Source organism: Streptomyces sp. GQFP, from assembly GCF_021545335.1.
Lineage (GTDB): Bacteria > Actinomycetota > Actinomycetes > Streptomycetales > Streptomycetaceae > Streptomyces.
In genome coordinates this window covers 7,199,206-7,222,933 of record NZ_CP089312.1, presented here as the reverse complement: position 1 = coordinate 7,222,933, position 23,728 = coordinate 7,199,206, and the positions used below count along the sequence as shown (strand labels likewise).

The 23,728-nt window shown below is 69.5% G+C and carries 25 protein-coding genes; 22 read left to right on the top strand and 3 right to left on the bottom strand.

Going from position 1 to position 23,728, the window contains the following annotated elements:
* The first annotated feature begins 15 nt into the window (after positions 1–15).
* From LUX31_RS32635 to LUX31_RS32530, 22 genes are all read left to right on the top strand, one after another.
* Complete coding sequence (locus tag LUX31_RS32635) at positions 16–783, top strand: hypothetical protein (RefSeq protein WP_235478903.1); 768 nt, start codon at positions 16–18, stop codon at positions 781–783.
* On the top strand, positions 780–1,433 hold the full coding sequence (locus tag LUX31_RS32630; protein WP_235478902.1) for a hypothetical protein: 654 nt from the start codon (positions 780–782) through the stop codon (positions 1,431–1,433). Before LUX31_RS32635 ends, LUX31_RS32630 begins: the two co-directional genes overlap by 4 nt.
* A 15-nt stretch (positions 1,434–1,448) precedes the next feature.
* On the top strand, positions 1,449–1,850 hold the full coding sequence (locus LUX31_RS32625; protein ID WP_235478901.1) for a hypothetical protein: 402 nt from the start codon (positions 1,449–1,451) through the stop codon (positions 1,848–1,850).
* Positions 1,851–1,893: 43 nt separating this feature from the next.
* Positions 1,894–2,670 carry a DUF317 domain-containing protein gene (locus LUX31_RS32620; protein WP_235478900.1) on the top strand — a complete coding sequence of 259 codons (777 nt, stop codon included), beginning with the start codon at positions 1,894–1,896 and terminating at the stop codon, positions 2,668–2,670.
* A gap of 279 nt (positions 2,671–2,949) precedes the next feature.
* Complete coding sequence (locus LUX31_RS32615; protein ID WP_235478899.1) at positions 2,950–3,333, top strand: hypothetical protein; 384 nt, start codon at positions 2,950–2,952, stop codon at positions 3,331–3,333.
* Positions 3,330–4,136, top strand: coding sequence for a DUF317 domain-containing protein (locus LUX31_RS32610; RefSeq protein ID WP_235478898.1), 807 nt, complete (start codon positions 3,330–3,332; stop codon positions 4,134–4,136). Before LUX31_RS32615 ends, LUX31_RS32610 begins: the two co-directional genes overlap by 4 nt.
* Before the next feature lie 154 nt (positions 4,137–4,290).
* Positions 4,291–5,118, top strand: coding sequence for a DUF317 domain-containing protein (locus tag LUX31_RS32605; RefSeq protein ID WP_235478897.1), 828 nt, complete (start codon positions 4,291–4,293; stop codon positions 5,116–5,118).
* Between the two features lie 2 nt (positions 5,119–5,120).
* A complete protein-coding gene (locus LUX31_RS32600) occupies positions 5,121–5,720 on the top strand; it encodes a hypothetical protein (RefSeq protein WP_235478896.1) in 600 nt (199 codons plus the stop codon).
* The gene (locus LUX31_RS32595; protein ID WP_328285712.1) at positions 5,717–6,484 is read left to right on the top strand and encodes a DUF317 domain-containing protein; all 768 of its coding nucleotides are present in this window, start codon (positions 5,717–5,719) and stop codon (positions 6,482–6,484) included. Before LUX31_RS32600 ends, LUX31_RS32595 begins: the two co-directional genes overlap by 4 nt.
* Positions 6,485–6,516: 32 nt before the next feature.
* Complete coding sequence (locus LUX31_RS32590; protein ID WP_235478895.1) at positions 6,517–8,304, top strand: type IV secretory system conjugative DNA transfer family protein; 1,788 nt, start codon at positions 6,517–6,519, stop codon at positions 8,302–8,304.
* Positions 8,301–8,759: an XF1762 family protein gene (locus LUX31_RS32585; protein WP_235478894.1), complete on the top strand. Its 459-nt coding sequence runs from the start codon at positions 8,301–8,303 to the stop codon at positions 8,757–8,759. Before LUX31_RS32590 ends, LUX31_RS32585 begins: the two co-directional genes overlap by 4 nt.
* A 106-nt stretch (positions 8,760–8,865) precedes the next feature.
* On the top strand, positions 8,866–9,441 hold the full coding sequence (locus LUX31_RS32580) for a hypothetical protein (RefSeq protein ID WP_235478893.1): 576 nt from the start codon (positions 8,866–8,868) through the stop codon (positions 9,439–9,441).
* A gap of 82 nt (positions 9,442–9,523) precedes the next feature.
* Positions 9,524–10,123, top strand: a complete 600-nt coding sequence (locus LUX31_RS32575) for a hypothetical protein (protein WP_235478892.1) — start codon at positions 9,524–9,526, stop codon at positions 10,121–10,123.
* A 90-nt stretch (positions 10,124–10,213) separates the two neighbouring features.
* A complete protein-coding gene (locus tag LUX31_RS32570) occupies positions 10,214–10,975 on the top strand; it encodes a hypothetical protein (RefSeq protein WP_235478891.1) in 762 nt (253 codons plus the stop codon).
* Positions 10,972–11,703 carry a DUF317 domain-containing protein gene (locus LUX31_RS32565; protein WP_235478890.1) on the top strand — a complete coding sequence of 244 codons (732 nt, stop codon included), beginning with the start codon at positions 10,972–10,974 and terminating at the stop codon, positions 11,701–11,703. The genes LUX31_RS32570 and LUX31_RS32565 overlap by 4 nt, the downstream gene beginning before the upstream one ends.
* A gap of 116 nt (positions 11,704–11,819) precedes the next feature.
* Positions 11,820–12,695, top strand: a complete 876-nt coding sequence (locus LUX31_RS32560) for a hypothetical protein (protein WP_235480136.1) — start codon at positions 11,820–11,822, stop codon at positions 12,693–12,695.
* A 5-nt stretch (positions 12,696–12,700) separates the two neighbouring features.
* Positions 12,701–13,966: a DNA cytosine methyltransferase gene (locus LUX31_RS32555; RefSeq protein WP_235480135.1), complete on the top strand. Its 1,266-nt coding sequence runs from the start codon at positions 12,701–12,703 to the stop codon at positions 13,964–13,966.
* A complete protein-coding gene (locus LUX31_RS32550) occupies positions 13,966–15,093 on the top strand; it encodes a DnaB-like helicase N-terminal domain-containing protein (protein ID WP_235478889.1) in 1,128 nt (375 codons plus the stop codon). The genes LUX31_RS32555 and LUX31_RS32550 overlap by 1 nt, the downstream gene beginning before the upstream one ends.
* Before the next feature lie 58 nt (positions 15,094–15,151).
* The gene (locus tag LUX31_RS32545) at positions 15,152–16,516 is read left to right on the top strand and encodes a DUF317 domain-containing protein (RefSeq protein ID WP_235478888.1); all 1,365 of its coding nucleotides are present in this window, start codon (positions 15,152–15,154) and stop codon (positions 16,514–16,516) included.
* 242 nt (positions 16,517–16,758) lie between these two features.
* The gene (locus tag LUX31_RS32540; protein ID WP_235478887.1) at positions 16,759–16,986 is read left to right on the top strand and encodes a nucleotidyltransferase domain-containing protein; all 228 of its coding nucleotides are present in this window, start codon (positions 16,759–16,761) and stop codon (positions 16,984–16,986) included.
* Entirely contained in the window at positions 16,983–17,129 is a 147-nt protein-coding gene (locus tag LUX31_RS32535) for a hypothetical protein (protein WP_235478886.1), read from the top strand. The genes LUX31_RS32540 and LUX31_RS32535 overlap by 4 nt, the downstream gene beginning before the upstream one ends.
* Complete coding sequence (locus LUX31_RS32530; protein ID WP_235478885.1) at positions 17,126–17,620, top strand: hypothetical protein; 495 nt, start codon at positions 17,126–17,128, stop codon at positions 17,618–17,620. Before LUX31_RS32535 ends, LUX31_RS32530 begins: the two co-directional genes overlap by 4 nt.
* A gap of 117 nt (positions 17,621–17,737) precedes the next feature.
* Here the strand turns inward: LUX31_RS32530 and LUX31_RS32525 are convergent, their stop codons facing one another.
* The 3 genes from LUX31_RS32525 to LUX31_RS32515 are packed head-to-tail and all read right to left on the bottom strand — an operon-like array spanning position 17,738 to position 23,612.
* Complete coding sequence (locus LUX31_RS32525; protein ID WP_235478884.1) at positions 17,738–20,815, bottom strand: type I restriction endonuclease subunit R; 3,078 nt, start codon at positions 20,813–20,815, stop codon at positions 17,738–17,740.
* Between the two features lie 3 nt (positions 20,816–20,818).
* Positions 20,819–22,069: a restriction endonuclease subunit S gene (locus tag LUX31_RS32520; RefSeq protein WP_235478883.1), complete on the bottom strand. Its 1,251-nt coding sequence runs from the start codon at positions 22,067–22,069 to the stop codon at positions 20,819–20,821.
* On the bottom strand, positions 22,062–23,612 hold the full coding sequence (locus LUX31_RS32515; protein WP_235478882.1) for a type I restriction-modification system subunit M: 1,551 nt from the start codon (positions 23,610–23,612) through the stop codon (positions 22,062–22,064). The genes LUX31_RS32520 and LUX31_RS32515 overlap by 8 nt, the downstream gene beginning before the upstream one ends.
* Positions 23,613–23,728 lie beyond the last annotated feature (116 nt).

Below are 23,728 nucleotides of genomic sequence, written 5' to 3'. Positions count from 1 at the left end.
CCTTTCAAGGACACCATGCACCCCTATGAAGACCCTGAGCGCCTCGCCTCGTACGCCGACGTCCTCGCCGGTGAACTCCCCGGCGACTGGACCAGCACTTACCACCCGTCCGACGACAAGGACGACCTCGCCGAACTGACGGACCGTATCTGGGACTTGGACCTCGTCGCCGCCGCCCTGGCCGAGCAGCCGCTGCGGCAGGCGGCCGTCCTGTCCCGCCCGGACGGCGCCCAGCTCGCCGTCATCGACCGGCCCGGCGAGCACGAGGGCTTCCTCATCGCCGCCGTCGCCCCGCGTGCTCTGCCCGACGAGGCGTACCGCAGCGTGCGCGAACCAAGCGGCATCACGCTCACGGACGATCCGTTCCTGGGCGCCGAGCAGCTCGCCGGCGACCTGCTCGCCCGCTACGAGACCGCGCTCGCCCAGGTCCGCCACAACGCCGCAGCCGACGTCCAGCCGTCGACACCCGACCGGGTCATGCTGACCTGGCAGTATGACGGCAGCCTGGCCGCCGCCCCCGCAGGCACGATCGCCCCGGACGTGCTGGCCGCCCACGGCTTCGTCCCCGACCAGCAGACCGGGATCTACCGTCTCAGCGGAGACGACACCACAGTGCAGGCCCGCGCCGTCCGCGCGTTGGGACTGCGACTCAATGCCCATGGCATCGCCCTGGCGATCCCGCATCCCTCGGGCCGGGTCGCGCCCGCCGCCACACCGCCCGCCACACCGCCCGCCACACCGGCCCCGGCCGGACCCCGGTCCTCGGCAACCAGGACGCGATGAGGCCGAGCGAGCCCGACTTCGCGGTGCTGGAGTACATCACCATCACCAAGGACTCCCGCACCGGGCTGGTTATCGCCCTCGGCGGCGCCCAGGAAGCGGCCGGCATCCTCCAGCGCAACGGTTTCCTCGATGCCCCCGGTCCCCGGGGCGAATACCACCGCCTCCCTCACCACCTCTCGATCGAAGAGGAGCGGCGAAAGGCCACGGCCGCCTCGCACGCCTTGCTCGGCGCCGGCTACAGCGTCCACCTCGACCCGGCCCTGAACGCCTTCCATGCGCCCGACGGCGAACGCGAGGCCGCCCGGCGCTATCTCGCCCAGCTCTCCCGGCGGGCCTTGGACGCACGGAGCGGCCCCGAGGCCGCCGCGATCCTGACCGAGATCGCCGAACCCGATGCGGGCCTGCTGACTCTCCTGCGCGAGGCCGTCGTCGGCACCTTCATCAGCTGGTCCCATGTGCTGAGAGCCGCGGGCACGGACCCGGAACCGGCCGCGCGGCTCAGGGAGACGGCCCATACCCTCGCCCGCACCGCCGACAGCATCCTCCTCGCCCGCAATCACGCCGCGTGCACCGGCCACCGGCCGGCACCCACCACGTCGACGCCCAGTGCGGCGGCACGTCCCTCCGCACCCCTGTCCCGCCACCACTGAACCGGAGACCTGTTCGTGGCAAACCGTGCCGACGACGAAGGCACCGACATCGCGATCTACCGCAGGCCCCTGACCGACACCGTCCACGCCGACACCCCCACTGGCGCTCCCGAACAACTCCTCGCGCTGCTCGACGAGTTGGGCTTCGAGCGCAACACCGTCAGGCCCATCGGTGACGAGGGACCGGCCTACATCTGGCACGAGGCCCCCGGCCACCTCAGCAAGGACGAGACGAAGCGGCTGGCCACCCGTGCCGTTCCCGCCCTGCTCACGGCCGGTTACACCGTTCACATTCCCGGCTATCTCTTCGATCAAGACGTCTACCGCCGCGCCGTGGAGGACCTCCGCGCGCAGCGGATCACAGCGGCAGCCGCTTCGCCCGCAGCGGCCCGCCCGTCCCGCCGCCCGCGTGGCTGAACCGTCCCAGCCCGCTCTCCGTCCGACAGGAGTACCCCCCCGGTTGTCGCCGCGTCCGCCGTCTGCCGTCCCCTATGTGCTGGCCGCTCCCGGCCACCTCGCCGGCGGGGGTGACTGGGAGCATCTGACCGAGCTGCTGCTGCGCGGACACGGCTGGCACAACGTGTCCACGATCGACCAGCACACCGCGCTGGCCAGCCCCGACGGGCGCCTGCACGTCGTCCACCAGAGGCGGGCGGGCTGGACCTGGAACCTGCGCGCCACCACCCCGGACGGACGCCAGTGGGAAGCACTCCTCGGCGCCCACCTGCCCGTCGAGTACGTCACCGCCATGGTCGACACCATGCGCCACCCGCCAACCACCAGCAGCTCCACTTTCCTTGACCCTCTGTTCGAGGCAGGCTGGATCCCGGACGGCACCGGCCCCGCCTCCACGGCGGTGTCACCGGACGGCCTGGTCCGCATCACCGAGGAATCCGCCCGCCACGACGTACCGAGACCGTGGCACGCCGAATGCACGGTGAACGGGTACCGCTGGTGGACAGCCGCGTTCAGTACCCACACCCCGCCCGCTGTCGTCACGGCGTTCACCCGCAGCCTCGCCCGCGAGGACCCGCTGCCCCGGATGGCCATCGGCATGCCGATGTACGGCTGCGGTCCCCACACCCGCCTGGCTAGGACATCGTACGGCTGGGACGACGAGCAGGCGCTGCTCGAAGCGCGGATCGCCGACGCCCGCACCATGCGGGCCAGCGGGCCGAAGGCCGCTGCCGCGCCGCCGAAGCCCGCCTCGCCGACTCCGGCCGGCCGTCACCGCTGACCCGCGGGCCACCGCCGTCTTCGTTCCCCTTCGCCTTCTTCGTCCAGGAGCCTTCCGTACCCCGCACGCCTCCTCGTACCGCACCACCGCCGATCGCCGCTGAGCGTCCGCCCCGGCTGGCCGTCTTCCTCTTCCGCCGCTACCTGCGCGCCTGCATCCCCGTCCGCCCCGACCACACCGTGCCCCTGGCCGGCGCACGCCCCGAGACCGTGCTCGCCGAGGCCCGCCGCATCGGGCACCGCCACCACCACTGAGCCCGCCCCCGCGCTCTGGAGGAGCATGACCCACCCCACCGTGAACCCGGTGCTGCTGGCCGACGAGATCACCCGTCAGCTCGGCCGGCTCACCGACCACCTCGCCCAACTACCCCCCGCCGAGGCCACGTTCGTCATCGCCCGCATTCTCGATCCGGACGAGGGCGTCCTCGGCGGCGTCACCAGCCTCGTGATCGCCGGCAGCCGGTTCGCCAAGACCCAGGCCGAGCAGGGGCGGCTGCCCGCAGAGGTCTGGCTCGCTCTGGGCCGCGCGGCGAACGAACTCGACGACATCGCCTACGACCTCGACGAACACCACACGACCCTTCGCCACCTCAGCCAGCAGCCCATCCCGGCGGCGGCGAAGCCCCCGGCCCCGGCTCCGCTGGTCGTGCGGCGGCACCGGTGAAGAGGAAGCAGTGGGCCAGCTGGGGCCCAGGCGAGCAGCCCGAACAGCACTACCTCATCGAACCCCGGGCCCTCGCCGGCGGCGGCGACATCCGGCACGTCTCGGAGTACCTGCGCGCCTCCGGCTGGCGTGACCGCTCCAAGAAGGACGGCCCGCTGACGTTGGAGAGCCCGGACCGCACGATCCGCATCTCCTACGACCCGTACATCCAGCCGGGCGGCTGGGCCATCCGCGGCGCAGCCCGAGGGCACCAGGCCGAGTGGTGGGCCACGCTGGGCCGGCAAACCCCGGTGGAGATCGTCGCCGGGCTGACCGACGCCCTGACCCAGCCCCGATCCGCCCACGCCCCCGACGTGTGGGCGCCGCTGAAGGAACAGCGCTGGCAACTGGAGAGCGAGGGCCGGCACTACACGGCTACCAGCCGGGACGGTTCGGCATGGCTGCACTTTCGCCAGGACACGACCGGTGACGCCCTGTGGTGGTCCGGTGCGGGCGACCCGCGCGGCGGCGGCTGGAGCGCCCAGTTCGCCCCCACCACCCCGATGCACCTCGTCGCTGCCTTCTCCGCCGCGCTCGCCAGCCCGGAGCCGGTGATGCGCCCCCGCGGGCGCGTCCCGCACACCGCGAAGATCCGCACCACGTCCGTGTCGGTCCTGCCTTCCCAGCTCTCCGCCTGGCAGCAGGCCCGGATCACCGCCGCCCGTGCCGCCACCTGGGCCCGCTCCTGGAGCTCCGGCCGGCCACGGACCGCACCGCGACCCCATGCCTCCGCCGGCGGCACCCGCGCCCGCGCCCGCCGTTGACCCTGCCCCGCCGACCGCCCAGGAGCCCTGTGCGCGCCCCGATCGTGGACGCTGTCCACTCCTCACTCCTCTCCCGCCCCGCCGGCTACCCGTCCACGGGGCCCAGGCTCGCCCTGTCGGCGGACACGCCGCCGAACGCCCTCAGGTGGGGCCGATGCCGGTGAGCCAGCAGCAGTTGGCGGCCTTCGCCGACACTCACGCCTGGCGGATCCCCTTCGACACCAGTCCCCGCCACCTCGCCGGGCCCGGCGACGGGCGCCGCGTCACCCACGGTCTGGCCGCCGCCGGATGGCGGCGCACCTCCGACCCGCTCAGCCCCGAGATCGTCCTCACCAGACCCGGCCAGCGCCACAGCCTCCAGTTCGACCCGCAGTCCGCCACCTCCGCCTGGTGGCGGCTGCGGGCCGAGCACACCGGCTCCGAGCCCGGCTGGTACGCGGAGTTCGGCCAACTCGTCCCCTCCGAACTCCTCGCCGCCGTGACCGACGCCCTTGTCGCCCCACCACCGGCCGAACAGAGCGATCCATTCCGCAGGCTGCAGTCGGCGAACTGGCCGACCGACGCGGCGGACGCGGCGCGCTCGCCCGACGACATGTGCTTGGTGGAGCGGCGCTTCATCGACGGTCACAGCACCAGGTACTGGCACATCGAGGCGAACGTGCCGGGACACGGCATCCCCCGGGGCCCGCGCCTGTGGCATGCCGTCTTCAGCAGCCGCACCCCGGTCCATCTGATCGACGCGTTCGTCGCCGCGCTCGCCGACCCGGCTCCGCTCCAGCGCGGCATGTACGAACGCACCGCCCACCACAGCGTCGTTCAGGAGCCCAGCCCGCTCACGCCGCAGCAGATCGTCGCCGCGCACACCCGCCGCCTCGACGCGATCCGCGCCCAGGCACGCGCCGCCCGCCGACAGCAGCAGACACCCACAGCGGCCCAGGCCCCGGCGACCAGCCCGGTCGCCCGGCCCACCGCCCGCCGCTGATCTTGAGAGGACCCCTTCCGATCTCCTTCGACCATCTCGCTCACCGCGACTTCCTGCACCACCTCGACGTCTTCATCCAGGACAGCGAGAAGATCCTTACCGCGTGGGACGAATACTCCGACGAACACACCGACCTCGACGGCTGGCCGTACGACGACCACGCCTACGGACTGCGCCAGCGCCAGCGCGATGCCGACACCGCCGAGGCGTTCGAGACCGTACGCGCCGGCGCCCGCCACCTGCTGGCCACGGCCGACGCGCAACTGCCCACCCTGCCGCCCGCCTCGGTCCAGGCGCACTGGGTCTACCGGCTCGGCGTCCTGCGCGGCGCTCTCGACCGGCTCGACATCCTGCACGAACGGTGGCTGCGCACCCGTGACAGTCTCCCGGCCAGTGCCCATCCGGGCACCTCGGTCTTCGACGACGCCCTCGCCGAGCACCACGCCGAATGCTGGAGCTACCTCGACGACTGGGCCACCCACGGTCAGGTGATCGGCGACATCAACACCGCGGCCCGGCACGCCCCGTCGCCGCTGGCACCGCCACCCGTCGCGATACCGGTCCTCCCCGCGCCCGGCCCGACCTTCACGGTGCACAGGTGACCGTGCCCCAAGGACCCGAGATGGTCGAGGTCGACTTCGTCGCGCCGCGTCACCTGGCCGGCGGCGGTGACCCCGTCTGGATCACCATGCCCCTGCACGACGCCTGCGGCTGGAGCTACGGCCAGGACCCCCTGCTGCCACGCGTCGTCCTCACCAGCCCCGACCAGAAGGCCCACCTTCGGCTGGACCCCGACCCCGACGGCCAGTGGTGGACCCTCCACCACACAGCCAAGCCCGACGGGCCCGCCTGGTACGCGAGTTTCGGAGCCCGCACCCCGGTCGAAGTGATCGGCGCCTTCCTCGACGCCCTCACCGACCCGAACGCGGCCACCGCCGACAAGGCAGACCCGTACGAGCCGCTGCGGCAGGCGGGCTGGGTCCCCGCCAGCACCGAGACCAGACTCGTCTCACCCGACGCCACCACCTACGTCCAGTGCCACGGGCCCTTCTTCGCCACCACCACGCTCAACAGCGGCTCCCATCCGGTGTGGCAGGCCCGGTTCGGCGAGCACACCCCTGCCCACCTGCTCGCCGCGTTCACCACCTCGCTCGCCGACCCCAGCCCGGTTGCCCGCACCCTCGACACCCAGCGTCTGCCCACGCTCAACCCCCGCCTCGTCACCCGGGTACGGCGCGAAGTCACCGCCGAACAGGCCGCCTTCGACCTCGAAGACCGCCTCCGCGCACTCGGTGCCCGCAGCCCCGCCCTGCCCGCGCCGCCAGGCATCCAGCCCAGGCCACCCGGCACCGGCCGCACCCGCTGAACCCGCCGTCCAACCGGAGCACGTAGCCCCTCTTGCCTCCCTCCTCTACGAACAGCACCGACGGCTACGACGTTGTCTTCCGGCTCCTGCTGGGAGCGCTCGCCGTCGTCGTCCCCCTGTCCCACCTCGCCTGGCTGTCCGGGAACATCACCGCCTACCTCACCGGCGACGCATGGGCCCCCTACCAGCCAGCCATCGCCCTGCTCCACCCCGAACGGCTCTGGCCCGACCTCGGAGAAACGTCCCTGCTGATCGGCGCGCGCATCGCCCCGATCGTGATCCTCCTCGCGCTCGCCATCACCGCCGCCCTCCTGTGGGGGCGGCACAAGAACCCGAGCGGCAGCCGGAAGAAGATCACGGGCATGGCCAAGGCCCGGGACATCGAACCCCTGATGGCCAAGGCGATCACCGCCAAGGCCCGCTCCCTGCGCCCGAGCCTTAAACACTCCAAGCACATCGACGCCGCCGACACCGGCATCCTCCTCGGCAACCTCCAGGGAACCCGCCACGAAGTCCGCATGGGCTACGAGGACGTCGCCGTCGCGATCATGGCCCCCCGGTCCGGCAAGACCACCAGCCTCGCGATCCCCTCCATCCTGGCGGCCCCCGGCGCGGTCCTGTTGACCTCGAACAAGGCAGCCGGCGACGCCTACACCGCCACCCTCGACGCCCGCGCCGCCGTGGGACGGGTGTGGTCGATGGACCCGCAGCAGATCGCGCACGCCGAACGCTCGATGTGGTGGAACCCGCTCGCCGACGCCAAGACCCTCGACGGCGCGGGCCGCCTGGCCGGACACTTCCTCGCCGCGTCCGTGGACGCCTCCCAGCAGGGCGACTTCTGGTCCAAGGCCGGCAGCAACATCCTCTCGCAGTTGTTCCTCGCCGCCGCGCTCGACGAACGCCCCATCACGGACGTCATGCAGTGGCTCGCGTTCCCCGCCGACCGCACACCGCTGGACATCCTGCGCGACCACGGCTTCACCGCGGTCGCCGCCCAGTTGAAGGGAACCGTCGAGGGACCGCCCGAGACCCGTGACGGCATCTACGAGACCGCCCGCCAGTACGCCGCGGCCCTCCTCAACTCCGAGATCGCCCGCTGGGTCAGCCCTCAGAAGGATGTGCCCGAGTTCCGCCCCGCGCAGTTCGTCACCTCCGCCGACACCCTGTACCTGCTGTCCAAGGACGGCGGAGGGGGAGCCTCCGCTCTGATCGCGGCGTGCGCGGACTCCGTGATGCGGGCCGCGACCGCCCAGGCCGAGCGCGCCGGCGGACGCCTCGACCCGCCGATGCTCGCGATCCTCGACGAGGCCGCCAACGTCTGCAAAATCAGTGATCTGCCGGACCTGTACAGCCACTTGGGCTCGCGCGGGATCATCCCGATCACGATCCTGCAGTCCTACCGCCAGGGCCAGAAGGTCTGGGGGGACGCGGGCATGGACGCCATGTGGTCCGCCTCCACCGTCAAGGTGATCGGCTCCGGCATCGACGACCCCGACTTCGCCGACAAGCTCTCCCGCCTCATCGGCGACCACGACGTGGAGACCACATCCACCTCCACCTCCGAGTCCGGGAAGTCGACCTCGGTGTCGATGCGGCAGGAACGGATCCTGCCCGCGGACGCGATCCGCGCGCTGCCCAAGGGCACCGCCCTCGTTTTCGCCACCGGCCTGCGAGCCGCCATGCTCGACCTGCGCCCGTGGTACGCGGAGCCGGGTGCCGGTGAACTGGCCGCCGCCTCGGAGCGGGCCTCCAGGGGCATCACCGCACGCGCCGTCGCCAAACACACCCCGGTCCAGTCCGACTTCGACAAGGCCGCATGAACGGATCCCGGCTGCACCTGGTGCCGGTGCGCTCCCGCGAAGCGAAGGAGTTCGTGCGGACCTGGCACCGCCACCATCCACCGCCCGCCGGACAGATCTTCGCCGTCGGAGCCGCCGACGGCGAAGGCATCCTCCGAGCCGTGGCCATCGTGGGCCGGCCAGTCGCCCGCCACCTCGACGACGGGACCACCCTGGAAGTCACGCGCACCGCCAGCGACGGCGCGCGCAACGCCAACTCCCTGCTGTACGGGGCTGCGTGGCGGGCAGCGAAAGCGCTCGGATACCGGCGATTGATCACCTACACGCAGGAGGGCGAAAGCGGCGCGTCGCTGCGCGGTGCGGGCTGGCGCATCATCGCCAGCCGCCCGCCCCGCAGGGGATGGCACACCCCCTCCCGGCCCCGCGCCGGCCACGGATACGACGGCACCGCCCGCTTCCTGTGGGAAGCCCCCTGACCACCCGCAGCCCGCACCAGCCCGTCGTACGCCGTCCGTCCCTTCTCCTCACCCACCCGTTCCCTCACGTCGTCCCCAGTCCGGAGTTGCCTTGCAGAGCCTCGACATGAGCGAGCACACCCGTCTCCTCGGCCAGGTGGCCCGCGCGCTGAAGGATCTGCGCGAGGAGGCGGAACGCATCCGTGAAGGCGACATCACCAGGCCGGTCCGCGAGATCGCGCCCCTCAGCCTGCGCGTCCAGCAGCTCGCCATGGAATGCACCCGGCAGTTCCATGACCTGTCGACGAGCCAGTACGCGGTCATGAAGGGCGGCCAGGAGAACCTCGCTCACCTCGCCGGCGCCTGCGCCCAGGTCTCGCTGGCGGCCACGCTGTGCAACCTCGCCATCCACCACCGCACCGAGGTCCTGCTGTACGAGGACGCCGACCCCACCCCTATGCCCAGCCGTGACCAGCTCCGACGAGCCGGTGACGAAATGCAGCGGGCGGCCACCACGTACCGCGCGCTGGCACGCCTGCTCTCGCGGCGGCTGGCTTCAGCCGCCGCCCGCACCGAAGACCAGCGGCTCATCGCCAGTGCGCTGGCGAACGGCTCGGAGAGGGCGTCCGCCCCTGCATCCACGCCGTCCTCCCCGGCGCCACCACGCCCCGCGCCGAAGCCGTTCGCCCACAGACGGCGCTGACGGCGGGGGCGCCTGCCCCTCACCCGTCAATGCGCCGGGCTTGCTCACGGCGCCACCCGCAGCCCCCCTTTTCTGGAGATCCATGTCCTTCGTGGACCACGCGGACGTGTTCATCGGCTCCACCGGTGACGCGCACACGTTCGTCGTCCTCAACCGTCCCATCCGCGGCGCCGAACGCCTGCTGACCGGCGCCGGGTTCACCGCCCGCACGATCAACGGCCGGAGCATCTACCTGCTCCCGCCCACTGCCTCCGAGGAGGCCAACGAGCGGGCCGGCATCGCGATGTACGGGCTGCTGTCCCATACCCACGACCTCGTCGACCTGTCCTGGACCACCCGCCGCAGCCCGCAAGACCCTGGGCCCGAACCCGACCTGTGCTTCACGCTCAGCGACACCGCCCTCACCGCGACCGCCGCCACCAACGAAGCCCGCTCCCTCCTGGAACAACACGGCTTCACACCCTCCGCCGGCTCGTCGTACCAGGCGCCGGTCCCCCTGAACGAGCGTGACCTGCTGGGCGCGGTCGTCCGCGCCGAATACCACGCCTACGCCCACGGACTGGTCGTCCACGTCGACCTGGGCATCCCCACCCCCGACGCGATCCCCGCCGCACCCCAGCGCGCCTCGACCGCCGTCCCCGGCGGCCCAGCCACCCAGCCGACACGGCGCCGCACCCACTGACCTCCCCGGAGACCCCTCATCGCCATCCGCCAGATCGATCTGCCCGTCCAGGTCGACCACTTCCTCCAACTCGGCGCCAACTTCGACGCCTTGAAGACCAACGTCAGCACGCTGAAGGCGCAGCCGGGCAGCGAAATGCTGGAACAGCTCACCCCGAAGATCGCCCAGGTGCACGAGCTGACGGGCCGCGTCCTGGTGCGGCTGTCCGCCCTCAACGGCAGCCAGTACACCCTCGTACCCGGCAGCCGCTCCACTCTGGACGCACTCGGCTCCGTCGTGGAGGCGGCGTCCCTGGCCGCTCTCGGACTCGCGCGCGCGGTGGCGGACAACCCGCTGGAAGGAGCCGCCTTCGCCGACGGCCCGCCGGTCGACGACGCCAGCGTGCGCACAGCCCGTCACGCCGAGGCCGCCCCTCGTCTAGCCAAGGCCCTGGGCGACGCCGCCCACCAGCTGGACCTGTGTGCAAACGGCTGCCAGTACACCGCATCGTTCATCATCCGCGACCTCAAGGAACACCCGGAACATCTGCCGCCGCTTCCGCAGCTGACCCGGGCCCAGTACACGGTCCTGGAGAAGGTCGCCCAGGGCGGCACCCGTGTCTCCCGGTCCCTGCGGGGCGGCCGGGAGAGCGTCCGGGCCGGCGACGGCAACACGCTCCACAGCACGCCCTTCACCGTGCTCGCGGACAACAAGCTGATCCGCGTCCACCGCGGGACCTCCGTCTTCCTCGACCGGAGCGTCACGGTTACCGCCGCCGGGCGCCTGGCCCTGGACACCCAGAACCCCACCCGCACACCGGCACCCGCCATGGCCAAGGCGCCCGCTCCCGCCGCGGCCGGCAGGCGGCGGTGACGGGTTTCGCTCCCGGCGACCCCGTGTTCATCGCTCCACGCCACCTCGCCGGCCCCGGCGATCCGTCCCTGGTCATCCAGCCGCTGCAGGCCGCCGGATGGATCAGCCGCTCCCGGCCGGACAGCGCGCATCTCCTCTACGCCAGTCGCTTCAGCGATCGGACGGTGGCTCTGCGCCCCGTCCCTTCGGCGTACGCGCCGTGGTGGCACTTCACTGGCACCCACGACAGCCAGCCGTGGAGCGCGGAGTTCGGCGGGAACATCCCCTGCGAGATCCTCGCCGAGTTCACCGCCGCCCTCCTGCACCCGGTACCCGACACGTCCGCCGAAGTCTGGACCGTGCTGACCGCAGCCGGCTGGCGGCACCACGACTACGAGCAGGACGACGAAACCGCCCGGCACCCCTCCGGGTCCCTCGTCCTGTCCCGGCACCGCCCTGGTACCACGCCTGCGGACTCCTGGACCGCCGAGGCGGCCGTCCACCTCGGCACCTACTTCTGGAACGCCGAACTGCACGGTGTGCCCCCGCACCTCATCACCGCATTCGCCACCGCCCTGACCCGCTCAGAGCCCGTTCCGCGGGCCAAGGGCGCGGTCCTTGACCCGTACGTCGTCACGCAGACGCCCAGCGAACGGCACGAGGCACCCCGGCGCACCGCCCCGCTCCGGCCCCACTCCGCCTCCCCGGGGCCCGTCACGGCATCTCCCTCCCGCAGAACGGGCCGCTGACCCCGCGGGCCTGGATTCACGCACCCAAACGATCACACACCCGAAAGCACACCGCTATTTCCGACATGCCTGCCCTCACCTGCCTTTCGCTGGGTGCCGGAGTTCAGTCCAGCACTCTGCTCGCCCTGTCCGCCCACGAAATTCTCCCGAAGGTCGATTACGCCATTTTTGCCGATACCGGCTGGGAACCTCAGGCGGTATATACCCATCTCGACCGCCTCGAACGGGAAATCGCCCGGCCGGCCGGAATACCTGTTCTCAGGGTTTCTTCGGGAAACATTCGCGACGACGCCCTCGACCCGGATCACCGGTTCGCATCCATGCCTCTCCACGTCCTCAACCAGGACGGAAAACAGGGCATGACCAGGCGCCAGTGCACCGGGGAGTATAAAATTAAGCCCATCAAGAAGAAGGTCCGAGACCTTCTTGGGTACCCCTACCCACAGCGCATCCCGAAGAATGTGTTCGTCGAGCAGTGGGTGGGCATCTCGACGGATGAATTCCATCGGGCCAAAGACGCCGACGTCAAGTACATGCACAACCGACACCCTCTCATCGACCTGGACTGGACCCGCGCGGACTGCGTCCGATATCTCACCTCTATCGGTCTGGCAGATACGCCGAAATCGAGTTGTCTGGGCTGTCCCTTTCATGGAAATCAGCAGTGGCGAAATATCCGGGACACCAGTCCTGAGGAATGGGCGGACGTGGTCGCCTTCGATGCGGCCATCCGGCAGGGCAACGCCCGCGCGAACGCCTCCGGGAACCGGCTGCTGGGGCAGGCGTACCTGCACCGCTCCCGCGTCCCCCTCGACGAGGCACCCATCGACCACGTCACGGCCGCCGAGTGGGCGGCCCGCCAGCAGAACCTCGACGACCAGGCCGCCGTCGTGGAGGAGTTGGAGACGGGGGTGGTCGACGGCTGCTCTCCGTGGGCGTGCCGCGGCAGTGAACCCGAGCCGGTGCAGGGCGACTTCGGCCTGGCCTCGTGAGGCGGATCATCCTCGACCTGTTCGCCGGCCCCGGCGGCTGGAGCCACGCCCTGACCGTCCTGGGGGCGCGGGATGTCGGTTTGGAATGGGACGAGTGGGCCTGCAAGACCCGTGCCAAGGCGGGGCAGTTGACGATCCGCACCGACGTCGCCGCGTATCCCGTGTGGATCTTCTCCGGGCGGGTGCTCGGGTTCATCGCCTCCCCGCCGTGCCAGGCGTGGTCGATGGCGGGCAAGCGGCTCGGCCTCATCGACCAGGCCCTCGTGCACCAGGCGGTCGCCGATCTCGCCGCCGGACGTGACACCCGTGAACAGCTGCTCGGCGCGTGTGCGGACGAGCGCTCGCTGCTGGCCGCCGAGCCGATGCGCTACCTGCACGCCCTCAACGCGGTGGGCGAGCCGGAGTGGGTGCTGATGGAGGAGGTTCCGGACGTCCTGCCGCTGTGGCGGCAGTACGCGGCCGTGCTGCGCGGCTGGGGTTTCTCGGTGTGGACCGGGATCCTGAATGCGGCCGACTACGGCGTACCGCAGACGAGGCGGCGGGCGATCCTGCTCGCCTCCCGGGTCCGCGCCGCCGGGCCCCCGCCGCCCACCCACGCACCCTCCGCCGAGCCGGAGTCGCTGTTCGGGCCGGGCCGCGACCGGTGGGTGTCCATGGCCCAGGCCCTGGGCTGGGGCGCCACCGACCGGCCCGTGCCCACCGTGTGCGCGGGCGGCGGGCCGGGAGGCGGCCCCGAACCCTTTCCCTCCGGCTCCCGCAAGACCCTCATCGACGCCCGCGACCGCGGCACCTGGACGCCCCACCCCGACTCCGAGACCGTCCCCGCCTCCCGCCGACAGGGCCCCGGCCGGGCTGCCCGGCCGGGTGAGGACCGACCCACGGCCCCTCCGGCCGCCGCCCTCACGGGCGAGGCTCCCCGCTGGTCGTGGTCGCTGCGCAGCAACAACCAGAGCAACGCCACCGTGCGACGTGCCGACGAGCCCGCTGGCACCCTGTTCTTCGGCCACCGGGCCAACGAATGCACCTGGGTCGCCGACACTCCCTCGGGCATACCGGACGATGCGCAGCGCCCTGCCCCGATCAAGATCACCGCCCGGGAAGCGGGCGTCCTGCAGACCTTTCCCGCCGACTACCCGTGGCAGGGCAACAAGGGCCAGCAGTTCTCCCAGATCGGCAACGCGGTCCCCCCGCGCCTGGCCGCGCACCTGCTCCTGCCTCACCTGCGCCCCGACCAGCCCTTCAACCCCGACGACTTCGCCCTCACCGCCTGATGCCCCACACCCCCGACGCCTTCGAAGACGACGGCATCGACCGCGTGCCGGCGCCCAAGCCGGTCCACTACGCCGAGCAGGCCCTGCTCGGTGCCCTCCTCCTCGAACCCGCCCGTCTCGCCGCCATCGAGCAGCTGAGCGCCGACCACTTCGAAAGCCACACCCACGCCGCCCTATTCACCGCGATCCGTACGCTCCCGGCGCCTGATCCCGCAGACCACGCCAAGGACACGGCCTGGCTCAACCAGGTCCTGGACAACGCCCGCCCGCACGCCCCCGGCCTGAACGCCTCCTACCTCCACGCCCTCATCCAGTTCTGCCCCCGCGCCCAGCACGCCGCCGCGTACGCGCGGATGATCCGCGCCGACCATGCCCGACGGCTCCTGCGCGGCCACGCCGAGCGCCTCGGACTCACCGCGGCCGACCCCGGACTGCCCGATCCGGCCGCCACGGTCCTCCAACTCGCCGACGACTTCAGCCGCCTCCTGGACACCCTCGCCGGCGAGTTCACCCCGCACCCCGGCTCCCTGCCCCGTACCGCGCCCCCAACCCCGGCCGTACGGCAGGCCGGGCCGGAGGAACTCGACGAGGAGCAGCTGCTCCTGGCCTCGGCCACCGCCAGCCCCCAGGACGTGCAGCAGATGCGGTGGCTGACGGAGGACGACCTCGTTCTGCCGTTGCACGCCGGAATCTGGCAGTCCATCACCGCCCTGGTCCACCGCGGTGACATGGTCGACCCGGTCACCGTCCTCGGAGAAGCACAGCACCGCGGACTGATCACCGAGGCCCTCACCCCGCGCGATCTGATGGCCCTCGTCTCCACCCCCGCAGGCTCTCCCGAGCACTGGGGCGAACAGATCCTTCGGCGCGCTCTCCTCGCCCGCGCCCAGACGATCGCGACACGGATCACCGCCTACACCGACGACCTCGCCAACACCCCCCACCAGATCATCACCGGCAGCCGCCGCGCCCTGGCCGACCTGAACACCCTGCGCACCCGCTACCGCCGCGCCACGACCCCCGCCACGACACCTGCCACCCATCCCCCCGCTCGCGCCGCGCCGCTGCCCCGGGCAGCCGGGCCCCCGCCGCACACCACCCCGGCCGCTCCACGAGCCCACCGCTGACCTCAACCACCGCGCCCCACACCGCCCCTGGGCCCGGACCGAATCGAGCCCGCTCCTCATGTCCACCACGTCCCCCGACCTCCACGTCCGCTTCGACACCCACCCCGCCCACCCCAGTGCCGTCACCGCTCACCTCACCGGCACCCTGCCGGACTCCGCGCACGCTCTCCTGACCGGCCAGGGCTTCGAGCCCCTCGACGAACACACCATGGTCCTGGTCCGCATCGACCACGAAGAGCCCTACTGGGCCAACCAGGCCGACCAGGAACTCACCGGCCAGAGCATCACCACCGAGATCACACCCCGGCTGCGGGAGGCCATCCACGAGGAGTGGACCTGGGCCGAGCACCCCATGTCCTGGCTCACCCGCAGCGAAATCCGCGACGTCTCCAACGAGGCCCAGCAGATCCACGACGACATCCGCCACGGACACCTGATCATCCACGCCCACGCCGACGACCACGGGACCACCGTGGCCGTCGGCACCTACCGCAGCACAGGCCAGAGCGTCTACCTCCACGGCGAGAACCACCTGCGGTGCGTGGCCGGCGCCTTCGACTCCATCGCCGACGCCCTCACCGCCTTCGAACACGCCCACCGGGACACCCTGCGCCCCGGACCCGCCCCCATGACCGACACCGAACACCAGGCCGCCCACGCCCGCACCAGCCTCCAGGCAGCGAGCCCCCCGACCGCGCCAGTGCCGGTTACCGAAGAGGTACCCTCGTACGCAGCCGACCCGGCAGACCACGACGCCCTTCTCAACACCTTCCTCTCGGAGCACGGCGACTGGGAAAAATGGCGGACCTGGTCCGACGAGACCACCCACGCCATCCACGAATCGCAGACCCTACGCATCGAGCGGGTCCACGAAGCCCACCCCCGTGAGACCGCCTGGACCGTGGCCGCGTACGAGACGCCAGTGTCCGACCGCATGTGGCACCTGACCGCCACGGGTACTGCCGCCCCCATGCTCCAGGCTCTGCTGAACCACCTCGCCGACGGTGACGGATGGGACACCGTCCTGGGGAGCCCCATTGACGAGAAGACCTTCACCGCCGCCACGAAACCCCTCGCTGACGCCGGATGGCAACACACAGTGGACGGGCGCTGGTTCCGTTGGACGAACGCCTCCCAGGATGCCGGTGTCCAGTTCGACGCCTTCGCCGCCCAGCAACTAAACGGCAGCCTCGCCACCTGGAGCATCTGGGCCGGCACCACCATCGACCAGCCCACCTGGACGATCCACGCCTCCCCCTACGCGCCCGCCCTCATGATCGCCGACCTGGCCGAGGAACTCGCGCACGGCACCGGCACGCGGCGGTTCAGCCCCAGCGTCCATCGGCAGCCTCCGCGTCTCACCGCTACCGCACCGGCCATCGCGACGACCCTCGCCAGACCTCAGGCGAGCCGAAGTCGCTGACCAGCACACTCACGCACGCGAACAGCAGTGTGGCCCCACGGACGGGGGATGCCGCAGGGCCACACTCGCACCGTACCGCGTCTGTCCGTTTCACGGGGGCTTACTCTCGCTGAATGCCGATGAGGCCCCGCCCTCGGCAACCCAGCGCAAGGGCGCTCGTGGATTCACTCTGCAGAGCGCTCTCGCCTTGGCTTGTGACCCCTAAGGTCCAAGCAGTGCTCGTGGGCGGCAAGGGAGTCCAAGTGAAACGTGAACGGGCAACGGAGATGCTCCACGAGATGCTCGACAATCTGGACGCAGGCAGTCGCCCCCTCGATCTCGTAGACGAGGTCTATGTATTCGGTTCCTACGCCCGAGGCGCGCTGCAGCCAGGCGACCTCGACGTGGCGGTGGTCCACCGGACCGACACCGAGTTCACCGAACACGTCGTCGGCGCCCTCATGCACGGGCGGGATCCCATGGCGGCATGAAGCGCGCACTCAAAGGCAGCAAGCGCGGCTTCCAATTCCAGTTCAACCAGAACGACCGCCTCCCCGAAGGCTCTGAGCCACAACTGCTGTGGAAACGCGGCGACACCCGCACACCACCGCAGAAGAACGGCTGCAGGCGATGAAGGCGGACCCGGACGCCAGCCGAGCGCCCCGCGACGCCATGATCGAGCAGTTCGACGGACTCGACCGGTGGATCCCCCTCCCCATACGCGTCCGGCTAGTGGAACTGCTCGACACCGGCGCGATCGAGATCAGCCGCATCGCCCTCACGGCCGCTGACCCCACCGACCCGGCCGCCGTAGCCGCCCTGGGGCGCCGATGGAAGACGGACAGCCCACTGCATCGCGCAGCTGCTGCCGCTGTGCGCTATACGGAGGACTCCGGTATGTCCCCGCCGTCCGTATGGGTGCAGGGACAGCCACTCGATCACCGCCGCGACCAGTACGGCGCCGGCGCCCTGTGGATCAACCTCGCCTGGTACCACTTCGACCAGCTCGTATTCCGGCTTCGTGAGGGCGCACAAAGTCTGGAGGTCGTGCGCCCCACACGGACGCAGCCGCTTCACGCCCTCCACATCACCGTGCGCGACATCACAGCCCTGGCCCCGTTGTAGCATCCCCACCAGCCGGAACGACGACGAAAGTTGGCGTCGCTCAGGGGACAGATCGGGGCCCGAGCAGCACGACGAGGCCCGGCAACCGTCACAGGTTGCCGGGCCTCCACGCACTCGTCAGTCAACGAGGTAGTGGGCTTCAACGTAGGCGACGGTGGAGCCGTACGGTTCGCCCACCGGCTTCAACATGTACCGGCGGAAGACCGCGGCCGTGGCGCGGCGGACGCCGCGGTTGCGGGCCTCAGCGTTGTCCCATGACTGGGCGAGGGTGCGCTTGACCACCTGGTCGATCTCCTCGGCCAGGTTCTGCTCCGTGACGGTGAGGCCGGGCGGCGCGTGGTCGTGGATGATCCGTGACAGGACACCCACGTGGTCGTCGTCCAGCACGACGGCTTCGTCGGGGTGCTTCTCGGCGTTCACGATGGCACGGGCGACCCGGAGTGCTTCTGCCAGGAACTCCAGGGCGTCTTGGGCGTTCTGGATGATCCGGTCCCGCAGCTGCCTGATCCGCTCTGCTAGGGCTGTGTACTTCGCGGACCCCGGTTCGACGCCCTTCTCGAGGGCCGCCTTGATGTGGTCCAGGATCTCCGCCGCAGACGGCGGCCTCTTGTCCTCGCTGTCGTCCTTGTCGGGCTTGGGACGGACGAGGGCCAGCAGCTCCTTGAGGATCGTAATGCCCTGGGCGTCCAGGACGAGGGCTTCTTCCTGGGAGGCGGCCACCGAGAAGGAGTGGACGTGGGCGTTGATTATCTCCAGGACCATCGGCCCCAGCTCGCCCAGTCGCTCCTTCCTTTCCTCGTCGGAAGACTTCTTGAACAGGGTCGTGTACGCAGACCCGAAGAGCCCGAACCCGTCCTGGTACTTGGCGACCCGCTTGTCCGTGTTGATGAGTGGGTACAGGCGGGCCAGGAGCCGGTAGTTCTTGCTGAAGACCTCAGCGGCGTCTGGGTTGGCGTCCAGGAAACCGTTGATGACGCGTACGGACTCGTATCCGTGGGCCGTGAGGTCGAGGCCCTCCACGTCCGCGAGGAGGTCTTCGATGCGGGCGAAGGTGGTGCGGAACTCGGCGACCAGGTCGGTCAGGTCGGTGACGAACCCGCCGCCCTTGCCGGCGGACCCCTCCGAGGTGGGGTCGACGACGGCACGCTGGACCTCTTCGGCCAGGCTGATGTAGTCCACGACCACGCCGGTGGTCTTCACGAATCCGGCCGGGGACACCCAAGTGCGGTTCGGGCGGGTGATTGTCTGGAACAGGTTGTGGGCCTTCAGCGGCTTGTCCAGGTAGAGGACGCCCTCGTTGGGGGCATCGAACCCAGTCATCAGCTTGGCCGTCACGACCAGGAAGCACAGCGGGTCATCGGGAGTGAGGAATCGCCGCTTCTGGTCCTCCTCGTCGACCTCCGAGAGCCGGTACGGCCGCATGGCCGCTTCCTCGGTCTTGGCGTCCGAGACGTGGATATTCACCTCTGCGGTGATCCGATCGTGCTTGCCGACCTCGGCGAGTACCTGCGACGCCTCGAAGCCGGCCAGCAGCTCGTTGATCTTGTCCGTGTATGCCACGGCCAGCTCACGGTTGTAGGCGACGACCTGCGCCTTGAGGCCGTTGCGATAGGTACCGGCCAGGTAGTGGTCCACGATGTCCTGGCAGACCGTGTGGATGCGTTCGGGGTTGGCGAACACCGAGGTGAGGCGCCCGAACTTGCGGGACAAGGTTTCACGGTCGGGGTCGTCGAGGTCGAATTCGTCGGCGAACTGGTCGAACTCGGCCTGGAGCGCCTGGTCGTTCATCTCGAAGGTGACCGGGTGCGGGTCCAGCATGACTGGAACGGTTGCCTCGTCCTGGAGAGACCGCGACACCGAATACCGGTGCAGCACCCTGTTCGGGTCGGTCTCCTCGCCGAAGAGGGCGAAGGTGTTGGTGGCGAGGTTCCTGATGGGTGTACCGGTCATGCCGAAGAACTTCGCGTGCGGCAATGCTGCGCGCATCTGCCCGGCCAGGGACTCTTCCTCGGATGACTGGGTGCGGTGGGCCTCATCGACCAGCACGATGATGTTGCGGCGGGTCGACAGGCCCTTGCCCGCGTCGGCGAACTTGTGGACAGTCGTGGAGATGACGCCGCGCACATCGTCAGCCAGCAGGGAACGCAACTCCTTGCTGGTGGAGGGCTGGTGGAAGTAGGCGTCTCCCATCGCGGAGGTGAATACCCCGGAGGTTTGCCGCACGAGCTGGGTTCGGTCCGAGAGCAAGATGATCGTGGGCGACTCGGTGCGGGTGTCAGCCAGCAGCAGCGAAGCAGCGAACACCATCAGCAGCGTCTTCCCACTGCCTTGGTGGTGCCAGACCAGACCCTTCTTGCCGTCGGCCAGGACCCGCCTGTGGATCAGATGGGCGGCCTCCATCTGCGGGTAGCGGGGCAGGTACTTCTTGTCCGCCCCGCCTCCAGAGGTGTCGAACAGGGTGAAGTTGGCGAGCATGTCCAGGACCGTGGCCGGGTTGAGCAGCAGCTCGACGGAGCGCTGCACGTCGGCCTGCCCGGACAGGTTCTCGTCGTCGTCAGTGGATCGGAACGGCTGCCACAGGTTCAGGGGCGCACCAGCGGCACCGAACCGCAGCTTCAGCCCGTCGGAAGCGACAGCGAAGACATTGGGGGTGAAGAACCACGGATACTCGGTGGCGTACACGTCGTTGATCTCGCGTGCGGCGTCGGCCCACCCTGACTTAGCGGTCGGTGACTTCACCTCAACGACAACGAGGGGCAGGCCATTGGCCCAGTACACGAGATCGAACCGGCGGGGGGTCTTGCCGGGGATGGTAATGGTCACCTCGTCCGACACGACCAGGGTGTTGGTGGTCGGGTGCTCGAAATTGATGACCTTCAAGGCGTGCCACACGCCGTCGGCGCCCCGGAACTCCTTGTGCCCGCACAGCAGTTCCAGCACCTGCTCGTTGGCTCGCACCAGCCCGCCATCGACGGCGTTGACCGAGGCGATGATCTCCTCGACCACGGCGTCCACGTCGAACCCGTCGATCACCTCAGGGTTGAGCCGGACGATGGCGTCACGCAGCTCGCCGACGAGCACCGTCTGTGTCGTCTCACGCGGCAGCGACCTGCCGGCTGTGAAGCCCCATCCCATCGGAAGGGACCACTGGATCATGGAGTTCTGGAACTCGCGCTCCCGTATGCCTTTTGCCACGGCTCAGACCTCCAACTCGGCAGACACGATGTCGATGGCGCGGTCCAGTAGTCCCGCCAGCAGCCCAACCCGAACTTTACGGAGGCGCGCGGCTTCAGCGACGACAGTCTCACGATGCCCCCGGAGCGCAGACAGCGCGGCATCTACCGAAGCGATGCTGTCCGGACAAGGCATTGCTACCTGGATCGAGAACAACTGCTTGCGGTTCACCTTGGGCATCTTGGTCCGCCCAGCCATCGAAACCGCTGACTCGACTACGCGCTCTTGGAGCAGTACCTCACGTAGCAGGGAGGCGGGAATATCGCCCTTGGGCCTGAGCGGGTATGCGTCCGCACTGCACAGCCCTGAGAATCCCGGCACAGCAACCTTCCGCAGCGCGGGACGGATCTTCGAGTAGATGACGTCACCTTCGCGGAATAGGAACTTTCCGCTGATGATCTTGTCTTCCCGAGCGGTTCGTGCACCGACGATCTCCCCCGTGCCTTTGGCGATCGCCTCAACACCAACGTGGGTCAAGTCCGCGTACTCCTCCAACCTCGGGTCCACGAGCCGAGCGGTCAGCTCGCAGACATCAGAGAGTGGGGTCAAGGGCGCATCCATGAGTAGCGATTCACGTGTTGCGTCATGAATCCGAGCGAGCGCTTCCGCTTCCCGGCGGAGTGAGTTGATCTGATCATCGACCGCGTCGAGCACCTCCACGATCCGAGTTTGTACCTCCCGGGGCGGGATCGGCAGTTGGATCTGCAAGAGCTGCTCTGGGTTGAGACGCTTGCGCCGTTGGACTGTCCCGCTCACTCGGTTCTTCATCTCTGCCCACAGTCGCGGCGAGCCGCAGACGTGCCTCATCCAGTCGGGCATCAGTTCTGGGCCAAGCGTGAACGTCGGGAACTCGTTACTGACGACGAATCCGTCGAACTCGGCAGGTACTACGGCGATTGGCCCTTCCCACGCAGTCAGTTTTCGCATTACGACCTGGTCAGCGCGCAGAACGTTCATTGCTGCGTACTCTGTATCTCCGCCGTCGAGTTCGCCTTTAGCGACAACCCCCTTTCCCGCATTTAGGACCCCGGCTAGGCGGTAGGTAGTTGCAGGCTTCATCGGGGTGCGCTGGATGTCGAGGCGCATTACTTCCCCGAGCGGACGGAGCGGATAGCCGTCACGCATTGAATCCCTCGATCCCTGCGGGGGAACGGCTGCCTTAAGGCGCACGGGAGTCTCCAGGTCGCCGAGGCCGATCTGCTGCCAGTCACTCATCGAAGCCCTCGATCCCGGCGGCAGAGAGGACCGCGAGCATGCGCTGCTCGGTCTTTTGGCGCTCGGCGCGGGCGATGTTGTAGGCGTCGATGAGGGTGCCGAGGTCCTCTTGCTCGGCAGCGGTCTGCTTGATGTAGCGGCCGATGTTGAGGTCGTACCCGTTCGCCACGATCTCTGCGGAGGGGACAAACCGTGCCGAGACACCAGCCGCTCCGCCGCTGTCGGAGCCCGAGTGGTAGGCGGTCACGATGTCGGTGATGTTTACGTCAGTGAGAACGTTGCGGTTCTTGGCTTTGGTGAACCGTGTGGAGGCGTCGATGAACAGCACGCCGTCCTGCCGCTCCGGGGTCTTGGTGCCGGGGGCACGGAATACGAGAATGCAGGTCGGAATCGTCGTGCTGTAAAAGAGGTTCGCGGGTAGCCCGATCACGGCTTCCAGGAGGTCGGTGTCCAGGACGCGCTGACGGATGGCTGCCTCCTGGCCGCCTCGGAAGAGGACGCCGTGCGGCAGGACGACGCCGGCGCGGCCCTTCTTCGGATCCATGCTGGCGATCATGTGCTGCACGAATGCCCAGTCGGCCGACGACTGTGGGGCGACCCCGCCGATGGCGCGCGGGTCGCTACTCCATGGCCTCCACTTCAGGCTGTAGGGCGGATTGGCGACAATCACGTCGAATTGCTTGACGGACCCGTCCGGCTTCTTGAAGCGCGGGTCCCTCAGGGTGTCGCCGACCTCGACCTTGAACTCGGTCAGGTTGTGCATGAAGAGGTTCATGCGAGCCACACCTGCGGTATCCGTTACCGCCTCTTGCCCGTTCAGGCTGAGTGTGTACCCCCGCCCGCCGTGGGCCTTCAGCAGGTTCGCGGCGGCAATGAGCATGCCGCCCGACCCGCAGGTCGGGTCGTACACCGACTCGTGGTTCTTGGGGTCCAGCAGTTCGATGATCAGTTCGACGACCTCGCGCGGGGTGAAGAACTGGCCGGCGCGGGTGCCTGACCCGTCAGAGAAGCGCTTGAGTAGGTACTCGTACGCCCCACCGAGCACATCGTGGGACATGTTGCCCTCGTGCATCTTGGGGACGCGGTTCATAGTCCGCATGACTGACGCCAGCACCTCCCCCGGAAGCACCGCTTCGGAAGTCCAGGTCATGGACCCGAACAGACGGGAGAACTTGTCAGGGTTGGCCGACTCGATGGCCTGGAGGGAAGCGCGAACACGCTGGCCGAGGCCGTGCTGGGCGACGGTGGCGAGGATGGATGACCAAGAGGCGCGGCTCTCGGCGACGGTACCAGGGAAGATGAAGGGGATCTTGAACGTCTGGTAGTTGCTGTACTCGACCTCGTCGGCTTCCTCGGCTGAGAGGTCGAGGTCCTCGTTCTCCTTGAGGAAGGTCTGGTGGGTGTGCTCCCACGTATCCGACAGGTACTTCCAGAACATCAGAGGGAAGACGACCGAGGAGTACTGCGCTTCGGGCATCGCCACGCGCAGCTCGTCGGCGGCGTCCCACAACCGGTTCTCGATCTCCTGCTGCGTCACTGCCATCTGTCGGGGGTGTCCTTGCTCGTCAAAAGGTGGCGACCCGAAGGCCGTGAAATCCTGCTGGTCACCCTATTTAGGGCAAGCTCTGCATGTACACACCAGGCTTGGTCTGCCGGGTG